The organism is Pirellulales bacterium (assembly GCA_035499655.1).
Classification (GTDB): domain Bacteria; phylum Planctomycetota; class Planctomycetia; order Pirellulales; family JADZDJ01; genus DATJYL01.
In genome coordinates, this window is the sequence record DATJYL010000050.1 from 1 (window position 1) to 15,223 (window position 15,223).

General features: G+C 51.4%; 13 protein-coding genes. 6 read left to right on the forward strand and 7 right to left on the reverse strand.

Annotated elements, in window-relative coordinates; translation table 11 throughout:
- The 3 genes from VMJ32_03355 to VMJ32_03365 form a co-directional block, all read right to left on the reverse strand.
- Positions 1–1,518, reverse strand: a 1,518-nt coding sequence (locus VMJ32_03355) for a hypothetical protein (GenBank protein HTQ38035.1), incomplete at its 3' end; no start/stop codon positions are given.
- Between the two features lie 35 nt (positions 1,519–1,553).
- Positions 1,554–3,404, reverse strand: a complete 1,851-nt coding sequence (locus tag VMJ32_03360) for a hypothetical protein (GenBank protein ID HTQ38036.1) — start codon at positions 3,402–3,404, stop codon at positions 1,554–1,556.
- A gap of 188 nt (positions 3,405–3,592) precedes the next feature.
- Positions 3,593–4,531: an ABC transporter ATP-binding protein gene (locus tag VMJ32_03365; protein ID HTQ38037.1), complete on the reverse strand. Its 939-nt coding sequence runs from the start codon at positions 4,529–4,531 to the stop codon at positions 3,593–3,595.
- 563 nt (positions 4,532–5,094) lie between these two features.
- Here VMJ32_03365 and VMJ32_03370 point away from each other — a divergent pair.
- Complete coding sequence (locus VMJ32_03370; GenBank protein HTQ38038.1) at positions 5,095–6,477, forward strand: folylpolyglutamate synthase/dihydrofolate synthase family protein; 1,383 nt, start codon at positions 5,095–5,097, stop codon at positions 6,475–6,477.
- Between the two features lie 29 nt (positions 6,478–6,506).
- On the opposite strand, the gene VMJ32_03375 is transcribed toward VMJ32_03370, so the two are convergent.
- The 3 genes from VMJ32_03375 to rplM all read right to left on the reverse strand — a co-directional run bounded on the left by VMJ32_03375 (position 6,507) and on the right by rplM (position 8,850).
- The gene (locus VMJ32_03375; protein ID HTQ38039.1) at positions 6,507–7,880 is read right to left on the reverse strand and encodes a S41 family peptidase; all 1,374 of its coding nucleotides are present in this window, start codon (positions 7,878–7,880) and stop codon (positions 6,507–6,509) included.
- A 38-nt stretch (positions 7,881–7,918) separates the two neighbouring features.
- Positions 7,919–8,332 carry a 30S ribosomal protein S9 gene (gene rpsI, locus VMJ32_03380; protein ID HTQ38040.1) on the reverse strand — a complete coding sequence of 138 codons (414 nt, stop codon included), beginning with the start codon at positions 8,330–8,332 and terminating at the stop codon, positions 7,919–7,921.
- A 95-nt stretch (positions 8,333–8,427) separates the two neighbouring features.
- Positions 8,428–8,850, reverse strand: a complete 423-nt coding sequence (gene rplM, locus VMJ32_03385; protein ID HTQ38041.1) for a 50S ribosomal protein L13 — start codon at positions 8,848–8,850, stop codon at positions 8,428–8,430.
- Between the two features lie 447 nt (positions 8,851–9,297).
- Here rplM and VMJ32_03390 point away from each other — a divergent pair, with 447 nt between their 5' ends.
- The 5 genes from VMJ32_03390 to VMJ32_03410 all read left to right on the forward strand — a co-directional run bounded on the left by VMJ32_03390 (position 9,298) and on the right by VMJ32_03410 (position 13,959).
- Positions 9,298–10,461 carry a Re/Si-specific NAD(P)(+) transhydrogenase subunit alpha gene (locus VMJ32_03390; GenBank protein ID HTQ38042.1) on the forward strand — a complete coding sequence of 388 codons (1,164 nt, stop codon included), beginning with the start codon at positions 9,298–9,300 and terminating at the stop codon, positions 10,459–10,461.
- Positions 10,462–10,480: 19 nt separating this feature from the next.
- Positions 10,481–11,158, forward strand: a complete 678-nt coding sequence (locus VMJ32_03395; protein ID HTQ38043.1) for a proton-translocating transhydrogenase family protein — start codon at positions 10,481–10,483, stop codon at positions 11,156–11,158.
- Complete coding sequence (locus VMJ32_03400) at positions 11,158–12,558, forward strand: NAD(P)(+) transhydrogenase (Re/Si-specific) subunit beta (GenBank protein ID HTQ38044.1); 1,401 nt, start codon at positions 11,158–11,160, stop codon at positions 12,556–12,558. The genes VMJ32_03395 and VMJ32_03400 overlap by 1 nt, the downstream gene beginning before the upstream one ends.
- Before the next feature lie 164 nt (positions 12,559–12,722).
- Positions 12,723–13,436, forward strand: coding sequence for a hypothetical protein (locus tag VMJ32_03405; GenBank protein ID HTQ38045.1), 714 nt, complete (start codon positions 12,723–12,725; stop codon positions 13,434–13,436).
- A 145-nt stretch (positions 13,437–13,581) separates the two neighbouring features.
- Positions 13,582–13,959 carry a spore germination protein GerW family protein gene (locus VMJ32_03410; GenBank protein HTQ38046.1) on the forward strand — a complete coding sequence of 126 codons (378 nt, stop codon included), beginning with the start codon at positions 13,582–13,584 and terminating at the stop codon, positions 13,957–13,959.
- 14 nt (positions 13,960–13,973) lie between these two features.
- On the opposite strand, the gene VMJ32_03415 is transcribed toward VMJ32_03410, so the two are convergent.
- Entirely contained in the window at positions 13,974–14,660 is a 687-nt protein-coding gene (locus VMJ32_03415) for a GNAT family N-acetyltransferase (protein HTQ38047.1), read from the reverse strand.
- Positions 14,661–15,223 lie beyond the last annotated feature (563 nt).

Below are 15,223 nucleotides of genomic sequence, written 5' to 3' on the forward strand. Positions count from 1 at the left end.
AACCGGCGTCTTTCCTTCGTTCAGATCGATCATATCTTGCAGAACAAAGTTATCGGGAAACTTTGATCCAGGGATTTTTCCGATCACCTTTCTGTATTTGTTAATTTCATCCACCAAGTCGTCGGCCACGATATTGCTCGACCGCAGCACCGGATACTGATCGAGCACGATGCGCCATTTGGCGAACGCATCTTCGTATCGTTTTTTGGCATCGAACAGCTTGGTATCTTTGTAGGCTTCTTCGGCCTGATAAAGCAAATCACGGGCAAGCAAGCAATCATCCTTGGGCTCGGCTTGGCAGCGGGCCCACCAATAGTTGTAGTTAACGATGTCTCGATAGGTGTCGATCGTGTTGATTTTGTGCTCTAGTTCAATTAATTCGTCATTTAGCGTTCGCGCTTCGGGACGTGATTGCGGCGGGGCCTGCAGAATTACCTCCTCCCAGGTGACCTTAGTTTTGCCTTCCGCGGCGTTGGCCGCAGCGTTTTCGTCCGGGGAACGATCAGTCGGCTTTTTAGCCAATGCACGCCTTTCGTCCTCAGTGAGAGCCGCTAATTTGGCCTGATGGATTTTTTCCATTTGACCTGGCAGCAGTTTTTCCAGTTGCTGCTTAAGGTCTTCTGCTTGTTTTCGGAATATCTCCAAATCCCACAAACGCACGGTGTACCCGTAGGAAGTATTGAGATCACGGTTAGCATAACGGACCCATTCCTCGGAGGCATTTTCCCAGGCCGCTTTCGCGCTGTCGCCAAAAGTGCCTTCGACTTCCAAATTATCAGCGTAGTTGATCAACGACATTGCTGCCTCGGAGAAGAACAGCAATGCGCTGGGGGCTCGTTCGCCCGGCTTTGTGACATGTGCGCCTGCATTTTCGCCGATGTAAACGCGCAACGGCTTGCCCGAATCAACCAGATTTTCCGCTTGCCGGTACCAATCGTGAGAAACCAGCCAATTGTCTGTGAGACGTTCGTTCTTTTCTTCCTGCTGCTTGCGAAACAAACGGCGATATTGCACGTGTTCGTCAGCCCGACCGATTTTGTTCCCATAAAACCAGCCAATACGGGCCAGAAAGCGTGGATCGGTGCTGTTGAATTTGACGCCTTGCTTCAGAAAGTCTATGCCTTGCATAACCCAATAAAACCGATCGCGATAATCGTCGAATTCCACCGAAATGTTGTAGGAAAGGTTATGGCCTTGAAAGTCCCATACCGACCAGAAATGTGGCTCCAAACGAATAATTTGATCCAAAACAGCCTTGAGGCTGGCCCAGTCTTCCTTCATTTGGTACTGATGTGCGCTATTCCACAGAAGTTGCACGGCAACGCCTCCCAAGCCAAGCGTGGCTAGTTCCGCTGTTTGGCTGGCGGGATCGATTTCGCCTAGTGTTGCTTCGCTCAATTGATGCTCTTCGCGCAGTTGGGCGAGTTTTCCGCCGGGGGAATGACTGCCGTCAGCATCCAGCGAAGCGGGATGGCTGATCCAATAGATAGGAAACCATAACACAGCGATTGCAAGCATGTAGCCTAGCTTACGGTAAAAACTACGATGCTCAGTCATCGAGCCACCTCACGCATCCGTAGGAACAAGAAACCTGCTATGAATGCTGCGAACAGAAACGTAGCCATCCTGGTTAGTTGTTCCAGCAATAAATCGCCGGGTACATTGAAGCCACTGGCTACGAAGTGAACGTTGCTATAACTGCTGAAATCGGGCAGCACGTCGGTCCAACAGGTCATAAACCGCATCAATACCTTGTCGATCCAGTACATGATTTCTATTGTCGGACTGTCATCGTAGGGGGCAGTGATCGACTTTTGCGTAATCAATCGAACGAACGATTCGACAGGACCGCCGCCAGCCACAAGTCGACGATTGCCCGTTTTTAGGCTTTCGAAAATCTTGACAATGTCATCGCTGAAATAACCCAAAACGAGGCAACCCAATGTGGCTATCATCGCCACGGCGCCACTCAAGAAGGTGCTGAACATCACGCCCAGCCCAATCACTAACACCATTTGGCACCAGATGCCCACATATCCTTTTGCAAAGTTCAATTCGAAGGAAGCTTCGCCCGCACTGATATACAAATCTGGTGCCGCAACGCCCAGTAGTTGCCCGGGTTCCAAGCACTGAAGTTTGATTTCTAATTGGCCATTGCTCACCAGGTCTTTGAACAAGTCGATGGGGGGATCGCTTTCAGCTGCTCCGGCCTTCATCAATTTCCGATCGATGTCTCGGCCGTCGAGGGTAAATTCCTTCACCGTAAAAATGATTGGTTCGCTTTGCAGTTGTGTTGTCGGATTGATAAGGACAAGTTTCCCCGTAATGCCCTTTTCGATGTTTCCTTTGTATGTGCGAAATACTCGAATCGTCCATTTGAGCGGCAGCGTACGTTTTTCCGCAGGAGTATTTGGAAATAAAGTGTCCTCGTTGATATTGTCAAAAGTCCAAATCGCGGCCGATTGTGTATTGCCATCCACAAATCCACGATAATCCCACTCTTTGCCTACATTGATGCCTTTTTCCTTCGGTTGACCATCACGATCCAAAAACCGCAATTGCCCCATGAGCGGCAATCGCGCGGTCAGCATGCCCTCTTGAGGACCCACCGTGTACTGTTTCTTGCCGTTGACTTCCTTGACCGTAATGTGGTGTATGTGCCCATGTTTGAAGTCGGTTTCGAGCGTACCATCGGGTTTGAGGATCACATCGTGCTGATGGTTTTGGGCAATCTGGGTTGTGCCAATTCGCCCCGGTTGGAGGTGAGCAGGATCCAGTGCCGCTGCGTTGATGTCTTCAGGATGAATGTCGTGGGTGTGAGCTAAAGATCGCACGACAAACACATAACTGCAAAAACCCATCACGGCCAGCAGAGTCGTGCAGATGAGCGTAAAGCCGACGATTCGCCCGAGCACAATTTCGGCGGTCCTAACTGGCTTCGTTACGATCGTGGTTATGGTTCGATTCTTAATGTCGTTCGGTAGGCTAAAGGCGCTGATGAATAAGGCCATCAACACTACCAAATAGGTTGTCCACGACATCACGAATTTCAGGTAAAGCGGTCCAGGCTCGGGACTGCTCGGATCAAGAAACCAGCCAGCGAACATCAAGATGACTACAAAGGCGATTAACGCCGCCCAAATTCGCCGCCGTATTGCTTCTTGCACCGCCAGCCGTACCAGTGCCCAAACTCGTCGCGGCGAAATGTGAACCAAATCGACAATCGCTCCCACAACAGCCCGATATAAACGGTCGCCCGCAGGCAAAGGGCCATACCGGAATGCAGCCACTAAATAACTGATAATCAGCGCCGCCAAAACCACAAAAAAGGCGGTTTCGCCGAAGTTCCACAACGCCTGCTGGAACCACACAGAGTAGGGTTGAATTTCCTGTTCCAGAACCATAGTTGCCGCTGATCAACTTCGAAATCCGAAGGAAAACGGAGGCTCGAAAAATTGGGTATGATCGTTGAAACCAGAATAATTTCTGTTTCAGCCTCCCGAACCCTAGACTTCAAAAAAGATATTTGTCTCTCGAATTTCGAACACTAAATTTGCTTCATCATAGCTGTCACGGTGTACGGCGCCTCCAGCTAGGATCGTTCGCTTGTTACTCGTCTGCCTGGTCGCGCCTCGCCGTCGCGCACAATGGAGAGGAATAAATCTTCCAAGGTGGAAGTCGGGTTTTCAATCCCCAACAAACTTCCATGATGTCGTTCAATTGCAGCGCGGATGTCCGATTTACACTCTTCGCTGAGCCCTGAAGCGCGGATTTGTGTAATGTCGCGCATCTTCAGTAAATTGTCGACCCTCCCCAATTCCTTCAACTCCCCCTGGTGCAAAATTGCAATCCGATCACAAACATCCTGCACATCCGCCAGCAAATGACTACACATGAGGATTGTTTTGCCTTCTGCCTTCAACTTCAAAATCAAATCTTTCATCTCTCGAGTTCCGATTGGATCCAACCCGCTGGTCGGCTCATCAAGAAGAATCAATTCCGGATCATTAATCATTGCTTGGGCGAGTCCCAGACGACGGGCCATGCCTTTTGAGTATTCTCGCATCTGGCGCCGCCGTGCCCAGCCTAGTCCGACCATGTCGATCAGTGCATCGGCGCGTTGCTCGCGAACCATCCGAGGCATATCAAACAAGCGACCATAGAAATCGAGTGTTTCTTCCGCATTGAGGAATTTGTACAAATAGGTTTCCTCGGGCAGGTAACCAATCCGCTCATTCTTTTTGACTTCAGTCGCTTCTCGACCTAAGACGATGGCTCGCCCGGCGGTAGGAAACAGCAGGCCTAACAGCAGCTTAATCGTCGTAGATTTACCGGAGCCGTTGGGACCCAAAAGTCCAAAAATCTCGCCACGATAAATCGTGAGATCAAGTGCCTTTAAGGCTCGAACCTTCTGTCGTCCCCAAAAATCGCGATAGGTTTTGGAGAGATTCCGTGTATCGATCACGGGTTCAGGGCCAGCAAGGTGATTGGCAGAAGAGGCTTGCAAGACCGGCGCTGCCTCGGTCGACATGACAATTGCTCCTGAGGATGAAAGCGGCGATGGATCGAGGATAAATTAGATACAACTGAGCCGAGAAAAAAGTGCAGCAATTCTTACGTTGGCATACACCTTCCCCCCTCATACCTCCCGAACGGACCAATGGCCGACCTCGTAGTGCAACTATGCGACGGTCGCCACCAGGAAAAGACCCCGCTGTTATACGCCGCACAATTTACGACGGTTCACTTGCAAACTGCCAATGTTATGAGCGACAAATATACTCTGCACTATAAGTCGTCCCGACGTCCCGTACAAGCAAGAGAAAATTCACATGCGAACACCTAAAATCATCGTGCGAATAAATCACTTAAGTCTTTTGAGCAGCACCGTTTAAGCAATTCCAATTAAGTATAAAGCCGTGCTTGATATAGATCATTTTCTCAACCTCGCGACAGTTTTCCATTGACTCGCTAGATTGACTCCAAACGTTTCCTGGTCGGCGTTTTCATCGATGTTTGAATATCTAGCCATCTGACAAATAAATTATGAGTACTTCCGCCGCTCAATCGTGCCACAAAAAAGCCGTCGATTTCTTGCTCAGCCGAATTAATTACGAACGGGCCATTTCCATCCCCTACTATAAGCGGGAATTCCGGCTCGATCGGATGCTTGACTTGCTGGATCGATTGGGCAATCCGCAGGATCGGCTGAAGATTATTCATGTGGCAGGCACAAAAGGAAAAGGCTCAACGTCCGCAATGATCGCCGCTGCACTATCAGCCGCTGGTTATCGCGCTGGTTTATATACTTCTCCGCATGTAGACCGGCTGGAGGAACGGCTGATGGTGGATGGCCAACCCTGCCCAGAAGAGATATTTGGTAATTTGGTTGAGAGAGTGCGTCCCATCGTGGAACAGATGGATGTCCAAAGTGGTCGCCCATACGCTCCGGAACTGGGAGTCACTTACTTTGAAGTCATCACAGCCATCGCCCTACTGCATTTTGTCGCCGTGGGAGCTGATGTTGCCGTAATCGAAGTCGGATTAGGAGGCCGGCTCGATAGCACCAACGTTTGCCAGCCACTGATTTCCGTCATCACCAGCATCAGTTTGGATCACACGCAGCAGTTAGGTAATACTTTGACTGAAATTGCCAGTGAAAAAGCAGGAATCATCAAACCGGGCATTCCTGTGATCAGTGGAGTCATAGACGAGGAACCGCGCCGAGTGATTGCCGATATTGCCCAGCAGCACCGGTGCCGATTGTTACAATTGGGCGTTGATTTTACCTGCCAGTATCGTTCGCCGAGTGGATTAGACCGGACGGAATCTATCACCAATGCCAAGCTGGATTTTGAAAATCACATGCGTGGCTCGTTGCAAAATATGACTGATGTCGATGTTGGTTTGTTGGGTCGTCATCAGGCAATGAATGCCGCGGTGGCGCTGGCTGTATTGACAGAATTGCGCAGCCAGGGGTGGCATTTGCCCGAAGTCGCTATACGACGTGGCCTGGCGAACGTGCGTTTGCCAGCCCGTTTGGAAATAGTTGCCCGCCGCCCGACGGTTGTGGTGGATGCAGCACATAATGTGGCCTCTATTCAAGCTCTGTTAGATACTTTGAAGGAGAGCTTTTTGGCATCGCGCCGATTACTGGTGTTTGCAGCGACCCAGGAGAAAGATGTGCGGGGCATGCTACGGTTATTGCTGCCTCATTTTGAAGCGGTAATTTTGACCCGCTATTTGAACAATCCGCGGTGCATGGATTTGGAGGAATTGGGATTGTTAGTTGCGGAGCTGTCAACTATGCCACGATTCATCTGCATTGATCCGGCGACCGCGTGGCGAAAAGCGTGCGAATTGGTTACAGAAGAGCATTTAATGTGCGTGACGGGTTCCTTTTTTCTGGCGGCGGAAATGCGCGCGGAAATTGCTCAGAACCCCCTAAAGCTGTCTAAGAAAACCATTGTCCTATAAACATTGGTTATGGATTGATTGCCTTGTGGTTATTTGCCGCCATCCAGGTTCTGCGTGGAATCCACCCCTTGTGACTTACCGCCTGTGTCGCTGGGTACATTGACCTGAGATCGGAGATTTTCGATTGCCCGTCGCAGGGGCGGATCATGCTCCGACCAATCTTTGAAATCGTTGGTAAAGCTTTCGGCGGAAGGTTTGCCTTGATGCGGCCGCAAGGTGTCACGCTCGCGCCGCCATTTCGCCCAATTCTGCTGCTCGTCTTTTGACATATTTACCGCGCCACCTTCGCTAGGTGTGACGCCCCATTCATCGGTATCTTTGGCGTTAATACGGCGATTAATGTTATGTTCATTGGGGCGTCTATACTCGGCTGTGGTCAGTTTTAACAAGCCTTGCTGGCCTTCCAAAGAAATGATGTTTTGCACGGTTCCCTTACCGTAACTGCGTTCGCCGATAATCGTGGCGCGATGGTTGTCCTGCAAACAGGCGGCCACAATTTCGCTGGCGCTGGCACTATAACGGTTGATCAAAACGACCAAGGGAAAATCCAAAAATTTCTCGCCGCCGCCAGCCACATATTTCTCTTGAGATTGTCCGTTGCGACCACGAGTACTAACGATGGGTTTTCCATTGGGGAGGAATAAACCGCAAACACCGGTTGCGGCTGGTCGCAGCAATCCGCCAGGATTGTCCCTTAAATCAAGCACTAAGCCCTGCATGCCTTGCGATTGAAGCTCAGCCAGCGCCCGTCTCAGTTCGTCAACGGTATGTTCCCCAAAATTGGTAATCCGCACATAACCAATTTTGGGCTGATTGAGGAACAAAAAATTCCAATGATCGTCAGCATTGCGCGTATCGCCCAAAACGGAATCAACATTGATGATCTCGCGTCGGATGGGAGGAAAATCAATCGGCGTTGGGTTCCCCGGGCGCTCAATCGTAAGCTGTACTGTTTCGCCGGGATTGCCGCGAATGCGTGCGGTCGATTCTGCGTAATTCATGTCGCGGGTTGGCTGACCATTGATTTTTGCTATGATGTCGCCGGCCAGGATGCCCGCCTTGTATGCTGGTGAACCCACGATTGGGCTAATCACTTGCGGACGCTTTGTTTGCGGTTCCAGTCCCACCTGAATGCCTATACCGCCGAACTCCTGAGTAAGAATTTTCTCCAATTCAGAGGCTTCTTCGGGGTCGATGTATTCCGAATAGGGGTCACCCAATTCGCCGATCATTCCACGGACTGCAGCCGACCACAAAGTTTGACGGTCAACCGGATCGACGTATTGCCGCTCCACCAAGTTGGCCACTTCAGAAAAAGAAAGTGCCAGAGGATCAGCTGCCCGATAGCACAGCAACGCAATTGCCGCCGTACCGAGGACAAGCAAGTAATTTCGCCGAGGCATGACAGTGCCTCAAGAAGCAACGAAGGGCGCAAATCAATTTAACGTTTCGAGAACTGTGTACCGCGCCGGGCGCCCCGCAAACCGTATTTTTTTCGCTCTTTCATGCGTCCGTCGCGAGTAAGCAGCCCAGAGTGACGCAACATTTCGTCTAACTCCGTATCGAACACGCGCAGCGCGCGAGCCAAACCTAGTTTGCAGGCGCCTGCTTGACCTGTGGGGCCACCGCCGTGCACGCTAATCGATACGTCGATGGCGTTGAGTTTGCCAGTTTGATTGAGGGCGTCAAAGACTTGAAATCGATCTTTCTCGGCGGGGAAATAATCTTCGACAGTCCTGCCATTCACCTTAATTTGACCAGAACCAGCTTTAATCCGAATTCGAGCCACCGCCTTTTTGCGGCGTCCTGTAGCTAAAGCAAAGTCAGCTGGTTTAGGTGAGGTAGTCGTTGACATAAGAAATTGAGAGAGGTTGTTAAATGGTTGAAGGCATCCTAGGCAAACTCTTAATAAAATGACTTGAGACTTGAAAGCTGCAAAGGGTTAGTAGCCTACTTGGCTCCAAACTCCTTCTGTTCTGGTTGTTGGGCTTGGTGGGGGTGCGCGTTGCCGGCGTATACTTTGAGCTTTTCGAGCATTTTGAAACCAAGTTTATTTTTGGGCAGCATGCGGCGAACGGCTTCGATAATAATCAGCTCAGGTCGGCGCTTTCGGCGGTGCTCCGCTGTTTCAATCTGCAAGCCGTGATAGCCGGTGTACCAGCGATACTCCTTCTGTTGCCATTTCTTGCCGCTCAGCGCGATTTTTTCGGCATTAACAACCACCACGCAATCACCGCAATCAACATGGGGCGTGTAGGTAGGACGATGCTTGCCCATCAGGACCATAGCGATATCACCGGCCAAACGACCAACCACTTTATCGGTTGCATCGACCAAGAACCATTTGGCTTCCAAATCGCCAGGCTTGGCCATATAAGTTTTGTCCGTTCGCTTGATCTTTGTTGCAGGCACGATTTTGCTTCCCCCAACAGGGATTCAGTTCGAAAAAAGTGGAAGCCACCAGTTTAATGGTTATTCCCCACGTCTTCAAGGTCGTGGTTTACTTGGAAGTGTCTCATGGAATGTGAAAAATCGTCACTTTCAACAACCGGAAAAATGCGCATGTTCGTTATTTAGGACGCTTCCTTCGTGGGGGAATATATGGCAAAATCTCCCCTTTTAATGTTCTTGGCAAGTGTTTCGCTAGTCGCCGTGGTCCGGTTAAACCGTGCAGAATGCCTGATCGATCACCGATTCGGCGAGCATTATCAACCAAATCCACCCAGGTATTAAGCCGCGTAATCGCCGCCCATTCGGCTACAAGCTAAGTTTTTGAGTCCGGTCACAATTATTTTATTTAGTCCCGTTCCTCAGCAACCCATGAAAATCGGCGTCTTAAAGGAAACGTTTTCGGGAGAACGCCGGGTCGCACTTACGCCCAATCTCATTGTGCCATTGGCGAAAGCCGGGCACGAAATAATAGTTGAAAGCAATGCTGGGCAATCAGCGGGCTTTCCTGATTCTCAATACCTGGAAAAAGGCGCTAAGATTGTGTCTCGCGGCGAAGTGTTCGCCGCGGAATTATTGTTGCAAGTTCGCGGGTTGGGAGCAAATCCGGAAGCGGGCCGGGCTGATTTGGAGCATTTTGAACGGTTCCAAATTCTCATCGCCATGTGTGATCCGCTTTCTCAACCAAACTTGGCTAAAGAGGTCGCTGATCGCGGCGTGACCTTGTTTGCATTGGAATTGATGCCGCGCATCACTCGCGCCCAGAGTATGGATGTGCTTTCCAGCATGGCCACGGTAGCTGGCTATCGAGCGGTGTTACTGGGGGCCACGGCATTGCCGAAATTGTTTCCCATGATGACCACGGCGGCGGGCACAATTACGCCAGCCAAAGTATTTGTGATGGGGGCTGGTGTTGCCGGCTTGCAGGCCATTGCTAGTGCCAGGCGATTGGGAGCCCAAGTATCGGCTACCGATGTCCGCGCTGCAGTTCGGGAACAAGTGCAAAGCTTGGGGGCCAAGTTTGTGGAGACGCCGGTCGACGCCAGCAAGGCAGAGGGAGCCGGAGGCTATGCCAAGGCGCTAGACGAGGAAGCACAACGGCAGCAGCGAGAAGCAATGACTAAAGCCGTTTCAGAAAGCGACCTGGTCATCACCACCGCTGCCGTCCCTGGAAGAAAAGCGCCGATCTTGGTGACCAAAGAGATGGTGCAACGAATGCAGCCGGGATCGGTCCTTGTCGACGTGGCGGCAGAACGGGGCGGAAATTGCGAATTGACCAAACCTGGCGAAACTGTGGTTGTTGGCGGCGTCACGATTCTTGGCCCCACGAATTTGCCGTCGGAAGTGCCGTATCACGCCAGCCAGATGTTCGCCAAGAACGTGGTTACTTTCTTGCAGCACCTGATCAGTCTGGGGCTTCCTGGGAAAGCAAACCTCGAAGACGAAATCACTCGTGAAACATTGATTTGCCGCGATGGAGAAATCGTGAATTCCCGCGTGCGGCAATTATTGGGCCTCGACCTCGCGGTTACGTAATGACACAAAACAACTGGATATGAAAACCATTCAACAAACATTCAAAACGACAGCCAGCCTATTGCTTGCGATTGCTTTTGTGTCCGCGCTGGGTTGCGGATCGAGCGATAATACGTCAAGCAAAACGGCCGCAACGTCGCCGACGTCTGGCGAGAATCCGGCGGTTCCGAACGTGGCGCCCGCAGTGAATACGGCACCGGCGACGGCCGCAACTCCTTCGAAAATTCCTGGTCCGCCAGCGCCTGACGAATCGCCAAGCATCGGCAAGCCAGGCGTTCCATCGCCCGAAGTTGCTTCCCCAGTGACCACGCCGCCAGCGCAGATTGCACCAGCGACATCGCCGGCAGCGGCACCAATGCCAACCACCGTCATACCCGCGACCGTTACTCCAGTGGCCACGCAAAATTATTCTTCCCTGCTGTTTGTGTTTATGTTGGCCACATTCATTGGGTTGGGAGTGATTCTGCGAGTTTCTCGCTTGCTGCACACGCCGCTGATGTCGCTAACCAACGCAATTTCAGCAATTGCGGTAGTGGGTTCAATCATGGTGGTAGGCGAGGGAACTAATCCTTGGGGAGTGCGGTTACTGGGTGCCATCGCCTTGTTTGCGTCGATGACCAATATCGTCAGTGGTTTTCTCATCACCGATCGCATGTTGAAAATGTTCAAATCGCCCGGTGAGGGAGGGAACCGCTAATGGAAGGCCTTAAGCAAGTCGCCTACCTTGTCTCGACCGGGCTATTCATTTTTTCGCTGCATTGGATGAACGATCCAAAGACCGCACGCAAAGGCGTGTTTGCCGGCGCCGCCGGCATGTCGCTGGCAGTTTTAGCCACGTGGTTTTTCAGCGGTCTATCCGGACATGGTTGGATTATTTTGGCTATTGTAGCTGGTTGCGCCGTGGGCTACCCACTTTCGAGGGTCCCGCTAACTGCGGTCCCGCAACGAACCGCTCTTTCTCACGCCTTCGGTGGTTTGGCCGCGGGCTTGGTGGCGTGGGCGGAGTATTGCATGCTCGATACCGCTGCGCCTGATTTTTCTCACTGGACAGTACTAGCCCTAGTGGCAGAAGTGATATTGGGTTTTTTGACGTTTACCGGCAGTTTAATGGCGACGGGCAAGTTGCAAGGCGTTTCGTTCATTCCGCAGCGGCCCGTGACCTATCCGAATCAGAACGCAATCAACTTTGGTTTGTTAGCGGCTGCGGTGTTGTTGGGGCTGTTTGTGGTTTGGCATCCAGGCGGATTTTTAGGTGCCTCAGCGTTCTTTTTGATCACCGTTTTGGCACTGGCGTTTGGCGTACTCCTGATTATTCCCATTGGCGGGGCCGATATGCCCACAGTGATTTCGATTCTGAATTCTTACGCCGGCCTGTCGGCGGTGGCCATGGGGTTTGTGATCGGCAATAACCTGTTGATTACCGCCGGCGCCCTCGATGGGTCCAGTGGCTTAATTCTGTCAATCATTATGTGTCGGGCGATGAACCGCTCATTCACCAACGTGCTTTTTGGCGCGTTTGGGCAAGTGCAAGCGTCGACGGCTACGGCTGAAGAGCGCACATATAAAGAAGAAACCATCGAAGGGGCCGCGCAAATCTTGGAACAGGCTTCGTTCGTGGTCATTATCCCCGGGTACGGCATGGCTGTCGCTCAGGCCCAACATCGGATTCGAGAATTGTACGATCAGCTTACGAAGCGAGGCATCAAAGTAAAATTCGCCATTCATCCCGTTGCCGGCCGTATGCCAGGACACATGAATGTATTGCTGGCAGAGGCTGATATACCCTACGGTGATTTGATTGAGATGGACGAGATTAATCCGGAAATGCCGCAGTGCGACGTGGCCCTGGTGATCGGTGCAAACGATGTAGTGAATCCGGCGGCAAGGAGCGATAAATCAACCCCGATTTACGGTATGCCGATTATCGATGCCGACAAGGCGAGAACGGTTTTCGCAATCAAACGCAGCAAGAATCCCGGTTTCGCGGGAATCGATAACGATCTGTATTTCCAAGATAACTGCTTCATGCTGTTTGGCGATGCCAAAGCAGTTGTGGGTGAGTTAGTTAAGCAATTCAGTCGCGGCGCGGGGCATTGATTTCAATGTCTTGGGCAGTAGGCGGCAGGTGCTAATTTGCTAAAATATGGCGCTGCGCTGCAACCAATTGCCCCTGGATGCGAACCAATACCCGTAGTTGGCGATTCGTCCAGCATGCGATGTTTACAACTGCATCGCGACGAACCCTGTCTAAGTCCTTCCCAATGTCTGAATCGAAACCACAACCTGGTCCCGGTGCATCAGGTGGTCATGCTGCGGAAAAACGGCCGGAATTTTTGGCTACGTTGGGATTGATTCCACCTTGTACTGTCGAAGATGTGAAGCAAGCCTACTTGGCCAAGGTCAAAACCGCGCACCCGGATGTCGGTGGCAATGCTGCGGAGTTTCGCAAAATCCAGGAGGCGTTTGAGAGAGCGACCGAATGGGCTCGTTTCCGCGCCAGCCGCATTGCTTGGCTCAGTACTTGGGTAGAAAAGTACGTGGAGCAAGATGGTATTGTGAATGAGATCCAACGTCGCAGCGGCAAAGTGGAAATTGAAGGGGTCGATTGGCTCCGTCGTTCCTTTGGGGATGATTTTTCTCACGTGGCGGAAAAAGTAAGCAAAATTCAGTGGTACGGTCCAGCAGTCGACGACAAAACGCTGGCCTGGCTTAGCGACCATCGGACAGCGCTCGCTGGTCTTAAAGCGCTAGATCTCACAGGCAGCGCTGTTACGGACGCAGGCCTGCAGCACTTGGCAGCTTTTCCCTCGCTTCAGGAGTTAGATTTGTCAGAATCGAACGTGACCGCTGCGGGGCTCATCGTACTGCAAAGCCTGCCCAATTTGGAATGGTTGGGGTTGCGAAAGACGTCTGTTGGCTTATTAGCGAGAACGAAACTCAAGTTTAAGCGCCCCAAACTGGAAGTTGTAGTGTGAATTCTGGCGGCGGAATTTCCAGATACTCAAGATGGCATATCCAGCATATTCCGTCCCTGCTGCGCCCAATTGCATAAGGTAAGTTTGGACGATGACGATGAGAATTTCCAAAGGTAGCTATTTACTCGAATTGTGAGAAAGTACCATGCTTGATGATGCAATAGATCAAACAACAAAAAAGCAAAAACCTACATTCGTGGAGCGAATCGTGGAAAGGATGGGCCTGCAGGCTACTGCCAAAGCTGTCTATGCTGATCCCGTTGAACGCGACGGCATCACAGTAATTCCCGTAGCTAAATTACGCTGGGGATTTGGCGGGGGCAGTGGTCGCAAACGGGGAAAGCGTGGAAAAGGCGGAGGCGGCGGAATGCAAGCGGCCCCATTGGGTTACATCGAGATCACAGAAGGTCGAACCCAATTCAAACCGATCCACGATCCTATGACATTGGTCCCTATTGCGGCAGTCGGGGGAATAGTTGGTTGGATTCTGCTACGATCCCTGCGCAAACTCTTTCGAGGCTAACTCTTTGGTGGAAATTAGAGCAGTTGAGTTTGGCAGCCGAAAGAAATGCCTATGCGCCGCGCAGCTAGCGGCGTAAGTGCAAGGCGTCGTGCTCCGCGTCCCAAGGTCCAAATTCGGCCTAAATCTTCAAATCCCATTCGGCGGCAACTTCGAAGTGAAGCGAAGTTGTAACTATTGACCGAGGTAATCAGCTTAGTCACACCCTGCTGGGATAGCTCTTTTAGAGCCAGCGCTATCCCCATGCCATAGAGTCGCCGACCGCGATAATCAGGATGTGTGAAGGCATTGTACATGTAAATAGTATTCGCCGGATACGACATCGGAACTCCGACGTGATGTTGGCCTTCAATCGAGTTTCGTGCATACCAACTGTAACTAACTAACCGATCTCCATGCAAAATGGCCAAGCACAGATCATTGCGCGAAGCTGAACGGGCAATAAAATCGTTTACAAGATTGTGGCTTTGATCTTGAACAAAATGTGCTACTTCCGCTGGCTCAAGAAACCGAAACGTAAACTCGGGGTCGGTGTCGATGGAAGGTGGTAACTTTATCGCATCCAAGTAAAGCAATTGGCTGACTTCCACGCGAAGCAGTTTTTCGGCGATCCGCAACCCAAGCCAACGTGCGGAAGCACTTGGTCCGTAATATCTACCCGTTTGGACAAGCCGTTGAAGTGCTGAGGAATTGGCTGTAATCATCGTCCTTGGACCCTGCGTCGTGGTTCGCGACAAAAGTGCAAACAGTGGACCACTTAATAATTGTGGCTTTCATGCGTGGTTCGTGACGAGCAAATGACATATTAGGGTGATTTTCTCGTCAGCGGTGTTGCAGAAAAGCAACACAATAGTTGCGGTTCGTGCTGGACAATGTTGAAATAGTCCCGCAGCCGAATTCCGGAAAAGAGGCTGACACAAATCCGAACAACTAGATGGATCGAGTCCTCATTAGATATGCGTCTCCTTCTGGACAATTACAGGAGCTATAAGTTTACGCCCAGCTCACTTGCCCGTACCCGTAAAGCTCGCTCGAAATACTGCATCGAGTAAGGCTTGTGACGTCGCGCCCACAAAAATGTGCTTTGCACCAGGCTGAGAGGCAGTTCATCGGTATTGACCATGTCCTGACTTGCCTTGATTTTCTGTACCAGGGGTTATGAAGGTAAGGGTCGGGTAACTCCGCTGTGCTGCTGGAGCGTAGGCGTAGCCGAAGCGGAAGCAGCACAGCGGGCCGCGAATTCTGCCGGGGTCACGTAACCCAGGGA

What these genes read in the sequence shown, in the direction of transcription:
- VMJ32_03360 (HTQ38036.1), bottom strand. Translation starts at nt 3,404, where the DNA reads ATGGTTCTGGAACAGGAAATTCAACCCTACTCTGTGTGGTTCCAGCAG.
- VMJ32_03365 (HTQ38037.1), bottom strand. Translation starts at nt 4,531, where the DNA reads ATGTCGACCGAGGCAGCGCCGGTCTTGCAAGCCTCTTCTGCCAATCAC.
- VMJ32_03375 (HTQ38039.1), bottom strand. Translation starts at nt 7,880, where the DNA reads ATGCCTCGGCGAAATTACTTGCTTGTCCTCGGTACGGCGGCAATTGCG.
- rpsI (HTQ38040.1), bottom strand. Translation starts at nt 8,332, where the DNA reads ATGTCAACGACTACCTCACCTAAACCAGCTGACTTTGCTTTAGCTACA.
- rplM (HTQ38041.1), bottom strand. Translation starts at nt 8,850, where the DNA reads ATGGCCAAGCCTGGCGATTTGGAAGCCAAATGGTTCTTGGTCGATGCA.
- VMJ32_03390 (HTQ38042.1), top strand. Translation starts at nt 9,298, where the DNA reads ATGAAAATCGGCGTCTTAAAGGAAACGTTTTCGGGAGAACGCCGGGTC.
- VMJ32_03395 (HTQ38043.1), top strand. Translation starts at nt 10,481, where the DNA reads ATGAAAACCATTCAACAAACATTCAAAACGACAGCCAGCCTATTGCTT.
- VMJ32_03400 (HTQ38044.1), top strand. Translation starts at nt 11,158, where the DNA reads ATGGAAGGCCTTAAGCAAGTCGCCTACCTTGTCTCGACCGGGCTATTC.
- VMJ32_03405 (HTQ38045.1), top strand. Translation starts at nt 12,723, where the DNA reads ATGTCTGAATCGAAACCACAACCTGGTCCCGGTGCATCAGGTGGTCAT.
- VMJ32_03410 (HTQ38046.1), top strand. Translation starts at nt 13,582, where the DNA reads ATGCTTGATGATGCAATAGATCAAACAACAAAAAAGCAAAAACCTACA.
- VMJ32_03415 (HTQ38047.1), bottom strand. Translation starts at nt 14,660, where the DNA reads ATGATTACAGCCAATTCCTCAGCACTTCAACGGCTTGTCCAAACGGGT.